Source organism: Nocardia sp. NPDC058176, assembly GCF_042883805.1.
Classification (GTDB): domain Bacteria; phylum Actinomycetota; class Actinomycetes; order Mycobacteriales; family Mycobacteriaceae; genus Nocardia.
In genome coordinates, this window is sequence record NZ_JBHVVA010000005.1 from 281303 (window position 1) to 298424 (window position 17122).

The 17122-nt window shown below is 68.2% G+C and carries 17 protein-coding genes and 1 tRNA gene; 9 read left to right on the forward strand and 9 right to left on the reverse strand.

Going from position 1 to position 17122, the window contains the following annotated elements; translation table 11 throughout:
• Positions 1-188: 188 nt before the first annotated feature.
• The 4 genes from ettA to ACFVVM_RS25675 all read right to left on the reverse strand — a co-directional run bounded on the left by ettA (position 189) and on the right by ACFVVM_RS25675 (position 5666).
• Complete coding sequence (ettA, locus tag ACFVVM_RS25660; RefSeq protein ID WP_387623045.1) at positions 189-1865, reverse strand: energy-dependent translational throttle protein EttA; 1677 nt, start codon at positions 1863-1865, stop codon at positions 189-191.
• Positions 1866-1934: 69 nt separating this feature from the next.
• A complete protein-coding gene (locus tag ACFVVM_RS25665; protein ID WP_387623048.1) occupies positions 1935-2501 on the reverse strand; it encodes a single-stranded DNA-binding protein in 567 nt (188 codons plus the stop codon).
• A 121-nt stretch (positions 2502-2622) separates the two neighbouring features.
• The gene (locus ACFVVM_RS25670; RefSeq protein ID WP_387623051.1) at positions 2623-3603 is read right to left on the reverse strand and encodes a serine/threonine dehydratase; all 981 of its coding nucleotides are present in this window, start codon (positions 3601-3603) and stop codon (positions 2623-2625) included.
• On the reverse strand, positions 3600-5666 hold the full coding sequence (locus ACFVVM_RS25675) for a cytochrome c oxidase assembly protein (protein WP_387623054.1): 2067 nt from the start codon (positions 5664-5666) through the stop codon (positions 3600-3602). The genes ACFVVM_RS25670 and ACFVVM_RS25675 overlap by 4 nt, the downstream gene beginning before the upstream one ends.
• A gap of 135 nt (positions 5667-5801) precedes the next feature.
• Between ACFVVM_RS25675 and ACFVVM_RS25680 the strand changes: the two genes are divergently transcribed.
• Positions 5802-5875, forward strand: a tRNA-Arg gene (locus tag ACFVVM_RS25680).
• 111 nt (positions 5876-5986) lie between these two features.
• Here ACFVVM_RS25680 and ACFVVM_RS25685 read toward each other — a convergent pair.
• Positions 5987-6706 (reverse strand): TetR/AcrR family transcriptional regulator C-terminal domain-containing protein, encoded by a 720-nt coding sequence (locus ACFVVM_RS25685; RefSeq protein WP_387623057.1) that lies wholly within the window; start codon positions 6704-6706, stop codon positions 5987-5989.
• 42 nt (positions 6707-6748) lie between these two features.
• Between ACFVVM_RS25685 and ACFVVM_RS25690 the strand changes: the two genes are divergently transcribed.
• Positions 6749-7939, forward strand: coding sequence for a serine hydrolase domain-containing protein (locus ACFVVM_RS25690; RefSeq protein WP_387623060.1), 1191 nt, complete (start codon positions 6749-6751; stop codon positions 7937-7939).
• 76 nt (positions 7940-8015) lie between these two features.
• Here the strand turns inward: ACFVVM_RS25690 and ACFVVM_RS25695 are convergent, their stop codons facing one another.
• The gene (locus tag ACFVVM_RS25695) at positions 8016-8441 is read right to left on the reverse strand and encodes a Rid family hydrolase (protein ID WP_387623063.1); all 426 of its coding nucleotides are present in this window, start codon (positions 8439-8441) and stop codon (positions 8016-8018) included.
• 100 nt (positions 8442-8541) lie between these two features.
• Here ACFVVM_RS25695 and ACFVVM_RS25700 point away from each other — a divergent pair, with 100 nt between their 5' ends.
• From ACFVVM_RS25700 to ACFVVM_RS25715, 4 genes are all read left to right on the forward strand, one after another.
• On the forward strand, positions 8542-9030 hold the full coding sequence (locus ACFVVM_RS25700; protein ID WP_387623066.1) for a MarR family winged helix-turn-helix transcriptional regulator: 489 nt from the start codon (positions 8542-8544) through the stop codon (positions 9028-9030).
• 33 nt (positions 9031-9063) lie between these two features.
• Positions 9064-9633 (forward strand): TetR/AcrR family transcriptional regulator, encoded by a 570-nt coding sequence (locus tag ACFVVM_RS25705; protein WP_387623069.1) that lies wholly within the window; start codon positions 9064-9066, stop codon positions 9631-9633.
• 72 nt (positions 9634-9705) lie between these two features.
• Entirely contained in the window at positions 9706-10728 is a 1023-nt protein-coding gene (locus tag ACFVVM_RS25710; protein ID WP_387623072.1) for a medium chain dehydrogenase/reductase family protein, read from the forward strand.
• 27 nt (positions 10729-10755) lie between these two features.
• The gene (locus ACFVVM_RS25715; protein ID WP_387623074.1) at positions 10756-11355 is read left to right on the forward strand and encodes an ABC transporter permease; all 600 of its coding nucleotides are present in this window, start codon (positions 10756-10758) and stop codon (positions 11353-11355) included.
• Between the two features lie 55 nt (positions 11356-11410).
• On the opposite strand, the gene ACFVVM_RS25720 is transcribed toward ACFVVM_RS25715, so the two are convergent.
• Both ACFVVM_RS25720 and ACFVVM_RS25725 read right to left on the reverse strand, forming a co-directional pair.
• Positions 11411-11968, reverse strand: coding sequence for a hypothetical protein (locus ACFVVM_RS25720; protein ID WP_387623077.1), 558 nt, complete (start codon positions 11966-11968; stop codon positions 11411-11413).
• 124 nt (positions 11969-12092) lie between these two features.
• Positions 12093-12413: a cupin domain-containing protein gene (locus tag ACFVVM_RS25725; RefSeq protein ID WP_387623080.1), complete on the reverse strand. Its 321-nt coding sequence runs from the start codon at positions 12411-12413 to the stop codon at positions 12093-12095.
• A gap of 63 nt (positions 12414-12476) precedes the next feature.
• On the opposite strand from ACFVVM_RS25725, the gene ACFVVM_RS25730 reads away from it, so the two are divergent.
• A complete protein-coding gene (locus ACFVVM_RS25730; protein WP_387623083.1) occupies positions 12477-13886 on the forward strand; it encodes a PLP-dependent aminotransferase family protein in 1410 nt (469 codons plus the stop codon).
• A gap of 36 nt (positions 13887-13922) precedes the next feature.
• On the opposite strand, the gene ACFVVM_RS25735 is transcribed toward ACFVVM_RS25730, so the two are convergent.
• Positions 13923-15164, reverse strand: coding sequence for an enterochelin esterase domain-containing protein (locus ACFVVM_RS25735; protein WP_387623085.1), 1242 nt, complete (start codon positions 15162-15164; stop codon positions 13923-13925).
• A gap of 343 nt (positions 15165-15507) precedes the next feature.
• Here ACFVVM_RS25735 and ACFVVM_RS25740 point away from each other — a divergent pair, with 343 nt between their 5' ends.
• Both ACFVVM_RS25740 and ACFVVM_RS25745 read left to right on the forward strand, forming a co-directional pair.
• Entirely contained in the window at positions 15508-16296 is a 789-nt protein-coding gene (locus ACFVVM_RS25740; RefSeq protein WP_387623088.1) for an ABC transporter permease, read from the forward strand.
• A complete protein-coding gene (locus ACFVVM_RS25745) occupies positions 16289-17122 on the forward strand; it encodes an ABC transporter permease (RefSeq protein WP_387623091.1) in 834 nt (277 codons plus the stop codon). The genes ACFVVM_RS25740 and ACFVVM_RS25745 overlap by 8 nt, the downstream gene beginning before the upstream one ends.

Consider the following 17122-nt stretch of genomic DNA (forward strand, 5'->3'; position numbering starts at 1 on the left):
CACAGGTGACGCGAATTCGAGACTAGTCGGGGGTACTCGGACACGCTCAGGGAATTTCGGCTTGCCGCGCCGGTAACTTGTGGAACGTTCGATGAACACCGAACAGCAGGCGCGTACAACGCCGACGGCCCGGCGGGTCGACCGTGTTCATCGATCGTTCCGCCGGGCCGTCGAGCCGTTCCGCGAGGTCAGTCGCGGGTCAGCTTGCGGTGCGTAACCCGGTGCGGGCGTGCGGCTTCGGCGCCCAGCCGGTCGACCTTGTTCGCCTCGTAGGCCTCGAAGTTGCCCTCGAACCAGAACCACTTGGCGTCGTTGTCGCTGTCGCCCTCCCACGCCAGGATGTGGGTGCAGGTGCGGTCGAGGAACCAGCGATCATGGGAGATCACCACGGCGCAACCGGGGAACTGCTCGAGCGCGTTCTCCAGCGAGCTCAGGGTCTCGACATCGAGGTCGTTGGTCGGCTCGTCGAGCAGGATCAGGTTGCCACCCTCCTTGAGGGTCAGCGCCAGGTTCAGGCGGTTGCGCTCACCACCGGAGAGCACACCGGCCGGCTTCTGCTGGTCCGGCCCCTTGAAGCCGAACGCGCTGACGTAGGCGCGCGAGGGCATCTCCTGGTTGCCGACCTGGATGAAGTCGAGTCCTTCGGAGACGACCTGCCAGACGTTCTTGTTCGGGTCGATCCCGCCACGGTTCTGGTCGACGTAGCTGAGCTTGACGGTCTCGCCGACCTTCACCTCACCGCTGTCGGCCGACTCGAGCCCGACGATGGTCTTGAACAGCGTGGTCTTACCGACACCGTTGGGGCCGATGACGCCGACGATGCCGTTGCGCGGCAGCGTGAACGACAGGTCCTTGATCAGCTGACGATCGCCGAAGCCCTTGTCCAGGTGCGACACGTTGACGACGACGTCGCCCAGGCGCGGACCCGCGGGGATCTGGATCTCCTCGAAGTCCAACTTGCGGTGCTTCTCGGCCTCGGCGGCCATCTCCTCGTAGCGGCCGAGGCGAGCCTTGTTCTTGGCCTGGCGGGCCTTGGCGCCGGAGCGCACCCAGGCCAGCTCCTCCTTGAGCCGCTTCTGCAGCTTCTGGTCCTTCTTGCCCTGGACCTCGAGCCGCTGCGCCTTCTTCTCCAGGTAGGTGGAGTAGTTGCCCTCGTAGCCGATCGCGCGACCGCGATCCAGCTCCAGGATCCACTCGGCCACGTTGTCGAGGAAGTACCGGTCGTGGGTGACGGCCAGCACGGCGCCCGGGTAGGCGGCCAGGTGCTGCTCGAGCCACAGCACGCTCTCCGCGTCGAGGTGGTTGGTCGGCTCGTCGAGCAGCAGCAGGTCGGGCTTGCTCAGCAGCAGCTTGCACAGCGCGACGCGGCGACGCTCACCACCGGAGAGGTTGGTGACCGGCTCGTCCGGCGGCGGGCAGCGCAGCGCGTCCATGGCCTGCTCGAGCTGGGAGTCGACATCCCACGCGTCGGCGTGGTCGAGGAACTCCTGCAGCCGGCCCATCTCGTCCATGAGCTCGTCGGAGTAGTCGGTGGCCATCAGTTCGGCGATCTCGTTGAAGCGATCCAGCTTCACCTTGACCTCGCCGAGGCCCTCCTCCACGTTGCCGCGGACGGTCTTCTCCTCGTTGAGCGGCGGCTCCTGCTGCAGGATGCCGACCGTGGCGCCCGGCGCGAGGAACGCCTCACCGTTGTTCGGCCGGTCCAGTCCCGCCATGATCTTGAGCACGCTGGACTTACCCGCGCCGTTCGGGCCGACCACACCGATCTTGGCGCCGGGAAGGAAGTTCAGGTACACGTCGTCGAGGATGACTTTGTCGCCGTGCGCCTTGCGAACCTTGATCATCTGATAAATGAACTCAGCCATACGCGGAAGCCTATCGGTGGGGGAAACGGGGGTGAAATGCGGAAGGGGCGGATGCCGCGGAGACGACCCTCAGGCGTCGACCTGCTCGGTTGTCGTGGTGCTCGGCACCGCATCCGGCGATCGCGCCGGGAGGGAATCCGCCGCGGTCGTAGAGGCTACGGCAGTGAGTACGGGCGGCGCATACTCGGCCACGTCCTGCGCCGCCTCGGGCTGTGCAGCGCCGCGACGGTCGGAAATATTCCGGACCACTCCGTGCGGCGCCGTGCGCGGACCGTCCGAGCGGCGCACCACCGTCGCGGTGCATCGGCCCAGGTCGGGCCCGACCGCGACCGCGCGCATCTCCAGATCCCGGCGTTCGGCGCCGTCCTTGCCGCGATACTCGTGCGAGCGCAATTGCCCGTAGGCGATCACCGGATCGCCGCGGTGCAGCGACCGGTCGACCCCCGTCACCAGCCTGCGCCAGCAGCTCACGGTGAGGTAGAGATTTCCGTTGTCGATCCACTCCCCCGCACCGGGATCGAATCGGCGCGCGTTGCTCGCCATCCGGAAGGTCACCATCTGCTCGCCGTTGGCGAGATCACGCCGCACCGGATGCGTGACCACGGTTCCGACCACGGTTGTATGTGCCTCGAACATCTCTGACTCCCCCGCTCGGTGATCGCTGCTCTGACCACTCCACAATGACCTGGCGGAGCGGCCTTCGGGCAGCGCGAACGGGATCTGTGGATGGATTCGACGGTTGTGGATATCGCCTGTGTCAGAGAACGGGGAGCTCGGTGTTCGCCCCGCACAGCACGACGATCGGCCGCACGCCCGGTTCCGGAACGTACGCGCCGCTCTGCACCGCGGCCAGTGCCGCCGCCCCCTCCAGCTCGACCACGACCCGGAATTCGCGCCACAGATACGCGCGGGCCGCGGCGATCGCGTCGTCGGCGACCGACAGCGCGGGCATCCGCTGCCGCTGGGCGATGTCGAAGGCGATGTCGCCGATCCGGGTCGCGCACAGCAGTTCGGTGACCTGCGACTGCGCGCTGACGTCGACCGGCGCACCCGCGGCGAGCGCGGCCGAGAGCACCGGGGTGTGCTCGGACTCGATGCCGATGATCTGCCTGCGCCTGCCCAGCGCCGCGCCGAGCCCGGCGATCAGGCCACCGCCGCCGACCGCGACCAGCACCGGCGGCCGCCCGCGCACCTGTTCCTCCAGCTCGAGGCCGATCACCCCGGCACCCGCCACCACGGCGGGCATGTCGTAGGCGTGCAGGTGTTCGGCACCGCGTTCGGTGGCCAGGGTGAGCGCGCGCCGCTGCGCCTCGGAATAGCTGGTTCCGTGCCACAGCACCTCGGCACCGTGCGCCCACATCGCGGCCACCTTGGTGTGCGGCGCCGACTCGGGCACCACCACCGTGCACGCCTTGCCCAGCTGGGCGGCGGCCAGCGCCACCGCGATCCCGGCATTGCCGCCGGAGGCGACCACCACGTGATCGGCGCCCTCGTCGGCGGCGAGCAGGGCATTGAGCGCGCCGCGCACCTTGAAGGTGCCGCCGTGCTGCAGGAACTCCAGTTTCAGCGAGACCGGCACCGGCCCGTCCGGCCCGTCGACACTGGTGTGGAACACCGGCGTCTTGCGCACCCGACCGGCCAGCCGGCGCCGCGCCACCCGCACATCGCTGCGCAGCACACGCTGAGGTCTGGCGCGCTCGGTCGATTCCGCATCCACCGGCACACCGGGTCCGCTCACCGGCGCACCTCGCCGTCGCGACGCGCCAGCTCGGCGTACATCGCGTTGTAGGCGGTCAGGTCGGCGTCGTTGTCGCGGTCGGCGGCCCGGTCGGTGCGCTTGGCCAGCCGCCGGTCGCTACGCGACCACTGGATCAGCAGGGCCAGCATCACCACGACCAGCGGTACCTCACCGCTGGCCCAGGCGAAGCTGCCGCCGTTGCGCTGGTCGGCCAGCAGGTCGATGTTCCAGCCGAGGCCGAGCGTGCGATAGAACCAGCCGCCGAGGACCGTGGTCATCGACATCAGCGCGATGCCGAAGAACGCGTGGAACGGCAGCGTGCCGAACACCATCCCCAGCTTGGTCAGCGGCGCCACCTCGCGCGGCTTGGGATCGATCCCGATCACCACCCAGTAGAACAGGTAGCCGCTGAGCAGGAAGTGCGTGTTCATCATCAGGTGGGCGGCGTGCGAGTCGACATAGGCGTCGAAGATCCCGCCCAGGTACAGCGCGTAGAACCCGGCGACGAAGATCACCGAGGCCACCACCGGCTGGGTGAGGAACCGCGAGACCGGATTGTGCACGGCGGCCAGAATCCACTCGCGCGGACCCGGCACGCCCCCGCGACCGGCGGGCGGCAGGGCGCGCAGGGCCAACGTCACCGCGCCACCGAGCGCGAACAGGATCGGCGCCAACATCGACAGCGCCATGTGCGCGCCCATGTGCACACTGAACATGGCGGGCGAGTACCGGCCGACGCCCGAGGACGTGGCGAGCAACAACACCAGGCAGCCACTGAGCCAGGCGATGGTGCGACCCACCGGCCAGGCATCCCCGCGCTTGCGCAACCGGCGGACCCCGAGCAGGTACAGCACGGCGAGCACGATCGCCAAGGTGCCGAAGATCAGGTCGAAGCGCCAGTCGAACAGCAGCCGGCTCACGGTCGGCGGCCCGGCGAGGGTGTAGCCCAGTTCCACCTCGACCGGCGTCGGAATCGAGGTCGGCGGCGGTGGCGGGGTGCGGCCGAGACCCACGGCCAGGCCGATGGTGGCCGCGAACAGCAGCATCTCCACCCCGGCGAAGCGGATCAGCGCGCCGCGATCGCGTGGGTCGGCGGCGAGGGCGGGCAGCGCGGACCGTCGCTGCAGGTAGCCGAGGGCGCCGAGGATCAGCAGCGCGGCCGCCTTGGCCAGCACGAGCTTGCCGTAGGTGGTGGTGAACAGGTCCGAGAACGGCACCCGCACCCAGGCGTTGATCACGCCGCTGACCGCGATCACGGCGATCGAGACGGTCGCCGCGATCGAGAACCGCCGCGCCGCGACATCGGTGTCGGTGCCGTCGCGCAGCGCGTGTGCCAGCACCGCGACCAGGCCGCCCACCCATACCGCGGCCGAAACCATGTGCAGGATCAGCGAGTTGGTCGCCACGTCATGCGAGCCGCCGGAGGACGAATGCCCGGTCAATGCCAGCGGCATCATGGTGATCAGCGAGCCCGCCAGCAGCAGCGGCGTCCAGCCCCAGCGCAGCGCGAGCCGGCATCCGATCGCCACGATCAACGCCAACAGCGCGGTCGTGCGCCAGGCCCCGGCCCCCTCGACCTGATCGATCACCGGCCAGAGCACCTCGGGCCGCCACATGGCCGACACCGGCTGCCCGGTCGTATCCGACACGGTCAACGGCACCAGCAGCACCGCGCACCCCGCCCAGACCAGCGCGGCGTCACCGGCGCGGCGCACCGCCCGATACCCGCCCGCCTCGAGCAGCCCGCTGTCGCGCGGCGGCAGCAGGAACGCGGCGAACAACAGCGAGCCGACGGTCACCGCCGCCGCCAGATCGGCGACGGCGCGCAACGCGGGCAATCCATATGTTGTCAACGGCCCCGGATCGGGTATACCCAGCAGACTGAGCGCCTGCGCCGCCGACAACCCGACCACGAGAGCAGCCACCATCGCGGCCATCGCCCCCGCGACAACGCTGAGCAGACCGAACGACGAAGCGTTTCCCGCCGACGCAGTCCGACCCGATTCCACCGGTGGCGCGCCGTCGACGGCGGGTCCAGCGGAGGGGTCCTGCGATAACGACATGCCAACGAGGGTAGTTCGACGTGCCCGCGCCCGCCCCGATGGGGCGTCGCTCCCGATCCCAGATCCTGATCTGGTCGATCGCTATACTTTCCGAGCTGGACACCACGGCCGAGTTCGGCCAAGGTAAATGCGACTGCCTCCGTAGCTCAGTTGGATAGAGCAAGGGCCTTCTAATCCCTAGGTCGCAGGTTCGATTCCTGCCGGGGGCGCAAAACCGCCTCTGACCTGCAAAATCAGTGGGTCAGAGGCGGAGCGACCACCAAGCACAACGCTCGACCACCTAGGAACTCTGCCGATGGAATGCCCACATGGGCAGTACCTCACGCCGGATGTGCGAGAGAGTAGGCAAGGCCGGTGATGATCACGTGCAGGCCGTATTCGAAGCGGGCATCGACATCGGCGATTTGTTCCAGGGGTAGATCGACAGGGAGGCGTATCTCGGGTGCCTTCGCGAGGTTCTGTCGCACTCGGGCCGCGCCCTCCGCTGCGGTGAGCCCACTGTCCTGCGCGGTCTGTTGCCGGAGGACCTGTCCCATGGTGTAGGACATGACGACGTCGCCGCCCCAGGCCGCCCGGGTCGGCGGAAATCCGGCATCGATGAGCGGGGTCAGCGCGGCTTCGTTGAACGACAACACATTTCGCTCGCCGGTGAGGCTTCCGCTGAGGATGCGGGCGCTGTCGCGGTGGGCCAGCAGAGCTCGCCGCAGACTGTGTGCCAGAGCCGCCAGCTGTTGTCCCCAATCGCCCTCGTGCGGGAGTGCGGGATCGGCGAGCGCTTCCCCGATGATCCGCTCGACCATCGCGTCGAGCAGGTCCTGTTTGCTCGCGAATCTCCGATACAGGGCGGGTGCCTGCACTCCGGCTTCGTCGGCCAGGCGACGCATGGTCAGCCCTTCCAGTCCCACGGTTTCGACCAGCGACAACGCGACGGACACCATCGTTTCACCAGCGACCGCCTGCCCGGCCGGGCGTCCCGACTTGGTGACCCTACGCACTTGCCTTGACATGTTAACAACGTTATCACTACTCTCGGCGAGCAAATGGTAACAGCGTTAACAAGTTGGTTCGTGGAAGGACATTCGATGCCGTCGAGGCCAATTCGCGGTTCCGTCGGAGTGATTCTCGTCGCCGCCGCGCTCGTCGCGACCGCCTGCCAGGCCGACGAGTCCTCCGGGGAGCGCGCGGTATCCACGTCGAACGCGCCGCACACCGACGAGCGCGGCCCGGCGGCACTCACCCGAGCCTTGGAACAGGCTGTGGCAGAGGGAATTCCCGGGGCGCAAGCCGTGGTCACGGACAGGGGTGGGACATGGTCGGTATCAGCGGGTGCCGGTGACCGAGCCGCCGGAACACCGTTTCCGGACAACTCGCACTATCGGATCGGCAGCAATACCAAAACGTTCGTGTCGACGGTGGTCCTGCAGCTGGTCGCAGAGGGCAAGGTCGACCTGGACGCACCGATCGAGCGGTATCTGCCGGGCGTCGTACACGGGAACGGGAGTGACGGCACCCGCATCACCGTGCGAAACCTGTTGCAGCACACCAGCGGGATTCCGGACTACCTGATCGACGGCGATGCGCCCAAGCCAGGCCAGATCACGCCAACCGTGCACAATCGCTGGCAGCGATTCACCTCCGACGAAGAGCTCGCCATCGCACTGGCCCTGCCCGCCTACTTCGAGCCCGGTACGAAATTCCAGTACACGAACACGAACTTCCTGCTCGCCGGAATGATCGTGCAGAAGGTGACCGGGCGATCTGTCGCAGCGGAGATCACCGGCAGGATCATCGAGCCACTCGCCCTGCACGGCACGTCCTTTCCCGGTCCCGACGACACCGCCCTCCCCGACCCGCACCCGATCGCGTACGCCGACATGGACGGAACGCAGGTGGACATCACCCAGCAGAACACCACTTGGGCGGGCGCCGCAGGCGCCATGATCTCGACCGGGGCGGATATGAACACCTTCCTCACCGCCCTGCTCACCGGCGAACTCCTACCCCAGCCCGAGCTCGACGAACTGATGCGCACCATCCCCACCGACAAGCCGGACGCCGAATACGGACTCGGGATCAACCGGGTACGACTGTCGTGCGGCATCGACGCCTGGGGACACACCGGAGGCCTCCCCGGTTTTCGTACCCTCGTCCGCTATGCGCCGTCGAAAGACCGCGCTGTCACCATGGCATTCAACGAGTTGCCCGCCACCCCCGACGCCGCGGCCGCCACCCTCTCCGCCATGGACACTGCGCTGTGCGATAGCGGCGAGTAGTGTCCTACCGGGGCGCAAAACTGCCTCTGACCTGCGGATCAAGCAGGTCAGAGGCGGCATTTTCGTGCGGGGATGTTCAGTTTCCGGAATCGACGATGGCGGTGACGCGGATTTCCACGCGCATCGCGGCCAGGCCGAGGACTGTCACGCCGGTTTCGGTCCAGATCGGTGCGCGGCCGCCGAGGCGCAGGCGGAACTGTTCGGCCATCACCCTGTTGTGGTCGTCGCCGATGACGTCGTCTCCCGGGGCGACCTTGTGGTAGGAGTTCACGTGGATGACGTCCTTCCAGGTCGCGCCGACCGTGGCGAGCGTGCGCTCCACGTTGTCGAAAGCCCGGATGATCTCGTCTTCCAGCGAGTCGGGGATGACCAGATCGTCATCCACGCCGGCCTGGCCGGAGATCTCGACCCGGTCGTCGACGCGGACGGCCCCGCTGTAGCCGAGTGCCTCGTGCAGCTTCTCGCCGTAGCCCGGTGCGATGCCGAAAGTGACGGTGCTCATGGTGTTTCCATTCCTGTCGGTGGGGCGCGTTCCCCGTGGGATGACTTCACGTATGAACTGACATTGGATGGTATTTATTTCAACCGTAAAGTGATGACCCATGGGCGACACCGACGAACAAGACGACGATGGCGAACTGCGGTGGCTCGACGAGCAGGAGAAGGCCGCGTGGACAGGGCTGATCTCGCTCGTCCTGCTGCTGCCGGGCAAGCTGGAGTCACCGCTGCGCCGCGAGCACGGCCTCACCCTGTTCGAGTACCTCGTGCTCAGTCATCTCTCGGAAGCACCGGAGCGCAAGCTGCGGATGGGAGAGCTCGCCTTCCTCGCCAGCGGGTCGCTCTCGCGCCTGTCCAACGTCACCAAACGCTGTGAACAGCGCGGCTGGATCGTCCGGATGCCCGACCCGGCCGACGGCCGCTACACCGTCGCCGAACTCACCGACGCCGGCTTCGACATCGTGCACCGGGCGGCACCCACACACTTACGCGCGGTACGCCGCATCGTCCTCGACTCGCTCAACGCGAACGACCAGAAGGCTCTCGCCCGTATCGCACACAAGCTCCGCATCGTTCCCGACGATCTCGGTTGACCGATCGAAAAGAGTGAGTGTACAGTCACTCACATGAGCAAGAGCGGAGTCACCCTCTCCCGATCGGATCTTCGGCGCGATGCCGTCGTCGATGCCGCGATCATCGAGTTCGCCAGGACCGGTTATCACGGCACGCCGATCAGCACGGTGGCGACGGCGGCTCAGATCTCACCCGCGTATGTGTTCAAGCTGTTCCCCGGCAAGGTCGCGCTGTTCGTCGCCGCACTCGAGCGGTGCTTCGACCGGATCGTGGCGGCGATGTCGTCGGGCGCGGCCAGGTCGAGCGGTGAGAGTCCCGAGCAGATCCTCTACGACATGGGCGGGGCGTATGCCGAGCTCATCGGCGACAAGAGCCTGCTCATGCTGCAGGTCCACGCCCAATCGGTGGCGGACGTACCGGAGATCGGCGCCGCGCTGCGGGACGGCCTGGCCAGGGTGACCGACCTCGCCAAACAGCGATCGGGCGCCGCGGACGAGTACGTCCAGCGGTTCATCGCCTTCGGGCAGCTCTGCCATCTGATCACCACCCTCGGCCTCGACGGCAACGACAGCCCCTGGGCGCAGATCGTCACGGCGGGCATCCGCCACCCACAACCCCACTGACCCCTCGATGCCCCTCGCGGGGCATTTTTTCGACCCACAAAGTGATTGACCAGTCACACACTAGGAGTAGCCATGTCCACCACCGCCACCGAAATCGTCCTGCCCGGCCGCGTCGAACCCGACGGCCTGCTGGTCACCCAGCGCGAGCTGCCCGCCCCCGGCGCCGGGGAAGCACTCGTCCGGGTCGAGGCGAGCGGTGTCTCGTTCGCCGAGCAGCAGATGCGCCGCGGCAAGTACTACGACCAGCCCGCCTACCCCTTCGTGCCCGGTTACGACCTGGTCGGCACCGTCACCGCCGTCGGCGCCGAGGTCGACCCGGCGCTCGTCGGCACGCGGGTCGCCGCGCTGACCAAGATCGGTGGCTGGGCCAGCCACGCCGTGCTCGACGCGGCCGATCTGATCCCGGTGCCCGCGGCCCTCGATGCCGCCGAGGCGGAAACCTTCGTCGTCAACGGGATCACGGCCTGGCAGATGCTCTACCGGACCGCGAAGGTACGGCCGGGACAGACCGTGCTGGTGCACGGCGCCAACGGTGGGGTCGGCTCGACACTCGTGCAGTTGGCCCGTGCCAACGGAATTCGCGTCATCGGGACGGCCTCGGCGCGCAACGCCGACGCCGTGCGGGCGCTCGGCGCGACCTGGATCGACTACCGCGGCGAGGTGTCGAGCGAGGTCAGGGCGCTGGCACCCGATGGCGTCGACGCGGTCTTCGACCACATCGGCGGCCCGGGGATCAACGACTCGTTCGCACTGCTCGCACCGGGCGGCACGCTGGTCTCCTACGGAACCGCGGCCACCAAGAACGACGAGGGCAACTCGCGTCTGCCGGTGCTGAAGCTGCTCGGCCGGCTCCTGCTGTGGAATGCGTTGCCCAACAAGCGCAATGCGCACTTCTTCAATCTGTGGGCGGGCAAGCGCGACCGCGCCGGTTTCCGTGCCCGCGTCATCGAAGACCTGGGCAAGGTCTTCGATCTCGCCGCCCGCGGTGACCTGCGCGCCCAGGTCGCCGCCCGTATCCCGCTGACCGATGCCGCCCGCGCCATGGAACTCGCAGAGTCGCGCACCGTCGTCGGCAAAGTCGTCATCGTCGCCTGACCCCCGCCACCCACTAGGAGATCCGTGATGTCCCAGCACCTTTCCGCGACCGAGACCCGTTCGTCCGCCCTGCGAGTCCTGCTCGACAACCGCCCGTCCTACCTGAGTTTCGGGATGGCCTGGTTGCTCGGGCACGGCGCGTACGCCCTGTCCCACGGCGACAACCCCGTCCTCCGACTGCCGTCCGTCCTGCCGAGCGCACTGCTCATCGCCGGACTGCTGACCGCGATGATCATCACCACCATCGTCACCATGCGAGCCCAGCGCGGCGTCACCGGCAAGGACGCCGTCGTCGGCAATCTGCTCGCCGCATCCTGGCTGATTGGTTTCGGCGCACTGTTCTTCGTCATCACCGCACTGAGTTCGGCACTGGCACAGGACGATGTGAAAATGCTGCTGTGGCCGACCGGCTCCGGCCTCGTCGTCGGACTGCTCTACCTGGCCGGCGGCGCCGCCTACCGCGACGTCCTGCAATACGCCCTCGGCGCCTGGCTGGCCCTCACCTCCTCGGCCGCCCTGTTCCTCGACGGCGCGAGCCCCTACTGGGTCCTCGCCCTCGCGGGCGGCGGCAGCTACCTGGTCGCCGCCGCCCTAGAACCCCGCCGCCGCGCCCTCGCCGCAGTCTGAGCTCCGGCCCCGTCCCGTCACTCGGGGCGGGGCATCGGCATGCCCGCGGCCGCCGTCAGCCCACCGGCGGGGATATCGAGCGCCGCCGGAGGTAGTACGACACCGTGACGATGCCGAGGAGCGGGCCCCACAGCAGCATCGGCGCGTAGCACCACCCCAGCACACTGCGGTGCACGCCGGTGAGCGTGCCTTGATCGACCCGATCCCACAGCAGATACTGACTGACGGTGATCACGGTCATCAGCACAGCGCCGAAGGCCGCGGGGCCCACCGCCGCCCAGAGCGGGACCGGCTTGTTCCCGATGAACGGCAGCCGGCGCGGCCCGACCAGTCCCCACCGGCTGATCAGACCAAGGGTGGCCAGCGCGGCCAACTCCTGGAGGACGGTGATCATCGGAAGGACGAGATAGCCGATGCCCGGCAGGCCGTAGTCCACCCGCAGCACCTCGTCGCTGTATCCGACCGGCACACCGAAGGTCATGGCCAGCCGCCACAGCGCGGACGGTAGCGCGACCAGCGGAACAGCGTGTGCCGCCCACCGAATCCACCGGGGCGGAGGAGGTGTCGACAACACCGCCGCGCGTCGCTCACTCAGTTCGATGGTCAATGGCACCTGCCGATCCGCTCTCCAGCCGGACCGCCCACGCTACCGAAACCACGCCCGACACGAAACGCCGTCTGCCCAAGGCCTTACGACATGGAACTGGCCGCGAGCACCCGCGCCGCGAAGGTGTTCCTCAGTTGCCGTACTGCCTGGTTTCCGGTCGTTCGATCATGATTCCGTGCGCCGGTTCCTCGGCCACCGGCCGATGTTCGACACCGCGGGGGACAACGAAGAGGTCGCCGGGACCGAGCGTCACCGGCTCGCGGTCCCGCAACTCGATGCGGAAGGTGCCGTTCCAGCACAGGAACAGTTCGTCCTCGTCGTGGTGGTGCCAGGGGAACGCACCGTGGAAGCGGGCGATGCGCACCACGGCGTCGTTGGCCGTGGCCAGGTCCCGCGGTTGCCATGGTCCGGTCAGGTTGTCGACGACATCGGTGATGGAGATCTTGGTCATGCCTCCATCGTCACGACGAAGGGGACGTGGACCCAGAGCCAATCCGGGTAAATTGGTTTGCCTATGGAGCCAATTGAACTGGCCGACAGACTCGGTCGCTGGTCCGCCGACCGCGGGCCGATGTACCTGCTGCTCGCCGGGCGACTGCGGACGTTGATCGACGACGGCGAGCTGACGCCGGGCACGCTGTTGCCGCCGGATCGCAGGCTCGCGCAGGCACTCGCGGTGGGGCGAAGTACGGTCGTGGCCGCCTACGACCTGCTCGGTGCGGAAGGACGAGTGGTGCGGCGGCAGGGCAGCGGCACCCGGATCGCGGGTGCCGACGCGCACCAGGTCAGGGCGACCACCCACTCACCGGCCTTCCTGCAGCTGCTCGAGCCGGACGCCGATGTCATCGCGCTGGCCTGTGCCGCCCCGTCGGCACCGCCGCCCGAGGTGGTTCAGGCGTATCAGCACATCCTGCCCGAGCTCGCCGCGACCGACGGCGACATCGGGTATCGGCCGACCGGACATCCGTTGTTGCGCACCGCGATCGCCGATCGGTACCTGGCTCGCGGCGTGCCGACCGATCCGGCGCAGATCCTCGTCACCGGCGGCGGACAGCAGGCGCTGTCGCTGCTCGCCCGCGCGTTGCTGCGCCCCGGTGATCGAGTACTGGTGGAGGCGCCGACCTATCCCGGTGCGCTCGAGGCGTTTCGCGAGGTCGCCGCGCTACCGCGGACCGGCCCGGTCGGCCTCGGCACGGTGACCCCGGCCGCACTGGCCTACGTGGTCGCGACCAACCAGAACCCCACCGGCACAGTGCTTTCCGCACTGGCCCGGAGAAGACTGGTCGAATCGGCCCGAACAGCCGGGGTACCGCTGATCGATGACGAAGTGCTGGCCGAACTCGGCTTCCCCGGCACCGATCCGCCACCACCGCCGTTGGCCGCCTACGACGCGTCCGTGATCTCCATCGGTTCACTCAGCAAGATCGTCTGGGGCGGACTGCGGGTCGGCTGGGTGCGGGCGCCGATCCCGCTGATCGCCCGGTTGGCCCGGCTGCGCGCCGTGCACGATCTCGGCGGCAACATCCCCGCGCAGTTGGCGGCCGCCTGGATGCTGCGTGAGCTGGATTCGCTTCGTGACCGAATCACGCGTCAGCGCAAGGACAGTCACGATGTTCTCGTCGCCGAATTGGCCAGGCTCCTGCCCGAATGGGAGGTCCCCTCGGTGACCGGCGGTCAGACTCTGTGGATCCGGCTGCCCCACGGGGACGGCACCTCGTTCGCCCAGCGCGCCCTGCGCCATGGCGTCGCGATCCTGCCCGGCGCCGGGCTCGACGCCGCCGGCGGCAGCATCGACCACATCCGCATCAGCTTCGTGGCCGATCCCGGCACACTGGCGGAGGCCACGCGCCGCCTGGCCGCGGCATGGCGGAGCTACACACCGCCCGACCGGCCCGCGTCCGCGACACCACCACTGGCCGTCTGATCGGCGAGGTCGAGGTGGCCGGGCAGCACTCTTCGACTATCGGGCTGAATCCGCCGTGCCAGTCGTGTCGTTCAGCCAGCGCAGACCGTCAGCGATGCCACCGCGCCAGCACGCGTAGTCATGGCCACCGTTGAATTCGACGTGCGCCACCTCCGCACCGGCCGCCCGGAGACGCTCGACCAGCGGCCGGTGCAGGGGCACGAGCACCCATTCCTGCGCGCCGACCTCCACATAGGCCCTGGTACCACGCAGATCCGCGCCGAGGATCGCGGCGGGCACCTCGTCCTGCCACACCGAGGCCGACTGGCTGATCGCCTGTCCGATCACCGCCGGATACCGCGCGAGCGCCAGTAGCGCGCCCGCCCCGCCGAGGCTCTGCCCCACCACGGTGACATCCGCGCGATGCGGGCCGATCGGATACTCCCGCCGCGCCCACGGCAGCAGTTCGGTCGCGAGCCACCGGTCGACACCCCCGTCCGCGCCGAGCAGCTCCCAGCGCCGGTCGGTGCCGCCGGAGTCGATCAGGATCGCGTAGCAGGGCTCGATCAGACCGTCGTCGATGAGGTTGTCCAGCGTGGTCGGCACGTCCTGCGGGCCGGTCCACGCCTCGCCGTCGAAGAACACCACGACCGGGTAGGTGGCCCGCGCGGAGTCGGCGGGCCGGTAGATCCGAACAGCTCGGCCGCCGGGACCCTCCCGCCGGGTGAGCGTCCCGCGCGGAACTCCGGCGCGCGGCGCGAGCCATCGCTGAGCGGGCGCGTCCGGCAGCTCGACCACCGACAGCCGCGTGCCCGCCTGGTTCCGGCTGTCGAGCGGGTTGAGTGGATCGGCGGCGCCGGAGTCGAGCGCTCGGCGCAGCGCGAGGTGATCGTCCGCGTCGAGCCACGGCGCCCGCTGCCCGGCGCGCTGCACCAGGAACGCATAGGAGGCTCGCCAATCAGAGCCCATCCGATACGACAGGTGCCAGATGTCGGTGCCGGGAACGCGGCGCATCATGCTCGCGTCGAGGTCGCTCTCGTCGGTGATCCGGTTGACGAACAGCAGCACCGATTCCGCGTCGTCATCGCGCCACAGGAACGTCACCACCCGCTCCCCCGGCACCGCGTCGACCGGTTCGACGATCGGCGACACCGCCCCCGCCCAGAACCCGGCCGTCGCCGGGCCGACACCCTCGACCTCGATCCGGTGCGCCAACGCCGCGATCACGGGGCTCGACACCACCGGGGCCGGTTCCGGACGCGCGAACTTGGGCGGGGTGCGGCGGCTGGACGACGTCATCACTCTCCTCGGCGGGCGGGCGCCAATCTATGCCGCTGTGAAGTCAGCGGTCCAGGGCAGGTAATCTTGCCCCTCATGTGGATCATTCTCGCCATCTCCGTGGTCAGCTCGGTAGCCATCGCGATCTTGTTCGCCCTGGGGTTCCCCGAGCACTGAGCGGCGCCCGCTGACCGGTCTGTCGCGCCGGTCACCACGGACCAGTGATCCGTGCCGTTTTCGTCCTGATTCCAGGTGAGCGGCCTAGAGTTGACTGATTGTGCGGGGCAATGCGGAGGGGGTCGGAAGACTTGCCCTCGTGTGGCGTCGGCTGTCGTGCCGTCGGCGTGATCCGAGCACCGCCGGAGTGTATTGGAAGCTCGCGCGCGCCGGGTTCAAACGGCAGGCGCAGTACAAGCTGGCGATGTTCGCCGGACTGTTCACCAACTGTGTGTTCGGGTTCGTCCGCGCGGCGGTGCTGGTCGCCGCGGTCCGCGCGTCCACTGATTTCGGCGGCTACGACGAGGCGACCATCGGCGCCTACGTCTGGTTGTCGCAGGCACTGCTCGGGGCCACCCAGTTCATGGGTCCGCCACTCGATCTCGTCGAGCGAATCAAATCCGGTGATGTCGCGATCGACTTCCTGCGTCCGGTTGACGTCCAGCTCGGCTACCTCGCCACCGACATGGGCCGGGCCGCCTGTGTCTTCCTGCCCCGCGGCGTGCCGAGCATTATCATCGGCGCGGCCACCTTCGGCTTGTCGATGCCGTCGACACCCCTGGACTATCTGATCGGCCTGATCAGCGTGCTGCTCGCGGTGGCGCTGTCGTTCCTGTGCCTGTTCGCGGTGGCGCTGATCGGGTTCTGGGTGGTGGAGATTCGCGGGATCAGGGTGCTGTACCAGATCGTCGGCACGTTCCTCGCCGGGCTCTTCGTACCGGTCCACATGTTCCCCGACTGGCTGCGTGTCATCGCGAGAGCTACGCCGTTTCCTTCCATCCTGCAGGCCCCGATCGATACGCTGTCCGGGCGGGCCGGCGGCGTCGACGCTTTGCTCATCGTTGCGGCACAAGGCTTCTGGGTCCTGGTGATCGGACTGCTCGGCAGGGTGTTGCTGCGAGCGGGACAACGCAGGCTGGAGGTACAGGGTGGTTGAACCGGAGTCCGGGCGATTAGTGGCCGGGAACTGGTTCACCCCCTACCTCGCAGTATTGCGTTCGCGTGTGAAAGCACAGCGGGTGTACCGGCTTTCGTTCGCCACCGAGGTGTTCAGCGCCTTCCTGATCGGGCTGGTCGAATTCGCCGAGGTGTGGGTGATCTTCCACAATGTCGGTACACTCGGTGGCCTCGACGTGCACGCGGCACTGCTGCTGTTCGGCCTGTCCAACACCGCGTTCGCGCTGGCCCAGGTGCTGGTCGGGCACCTGGACTCACTCCCGATGATGATCAGGATGGGCACGCTCGACGCCTATCATCTGCGCCCGCAACCACTGCTGCTGCAACTGGTCACCAGTGACATCTCGCTGCGCAGGCTCGCGCGCGCCGCTGTCGCGGTGATCGTGCTGTCGATCGGGTTGTGGAGCAACGATATCGACTGGGGCATCGCGCCGGTTACCTTGATCGTGATCACCCTGCTCAGCGGAATCGCGCTGTTCTGTGGCCTTTTCGTATGCGCGGCGGGACTACAGTTCTTCTTGATCGACGGTGCCGAGCTCACCAACAGCTTCACCTACGGCGGGTCCTTCGCCGCGATGCAGCCGGCCTCGGTGTTCCCGACACCGCTGAAACTGTTGTTCGGGTTCGCGATTCCCGTCGCGTTCACGGCGTACGTGCCGACCATCGCCCTGCTCGGTCTGCCCGGACCGCCGTTGCTGCCGGCGTGGTCAGCGTGGCTGACGCCGGTCGCGGCGTTGTGGGTGTGGCTGCTGGCGCTGGCGGCATGGCGGATCGGTACGAGGCACTATCAGGGAGGAGGGGGATAG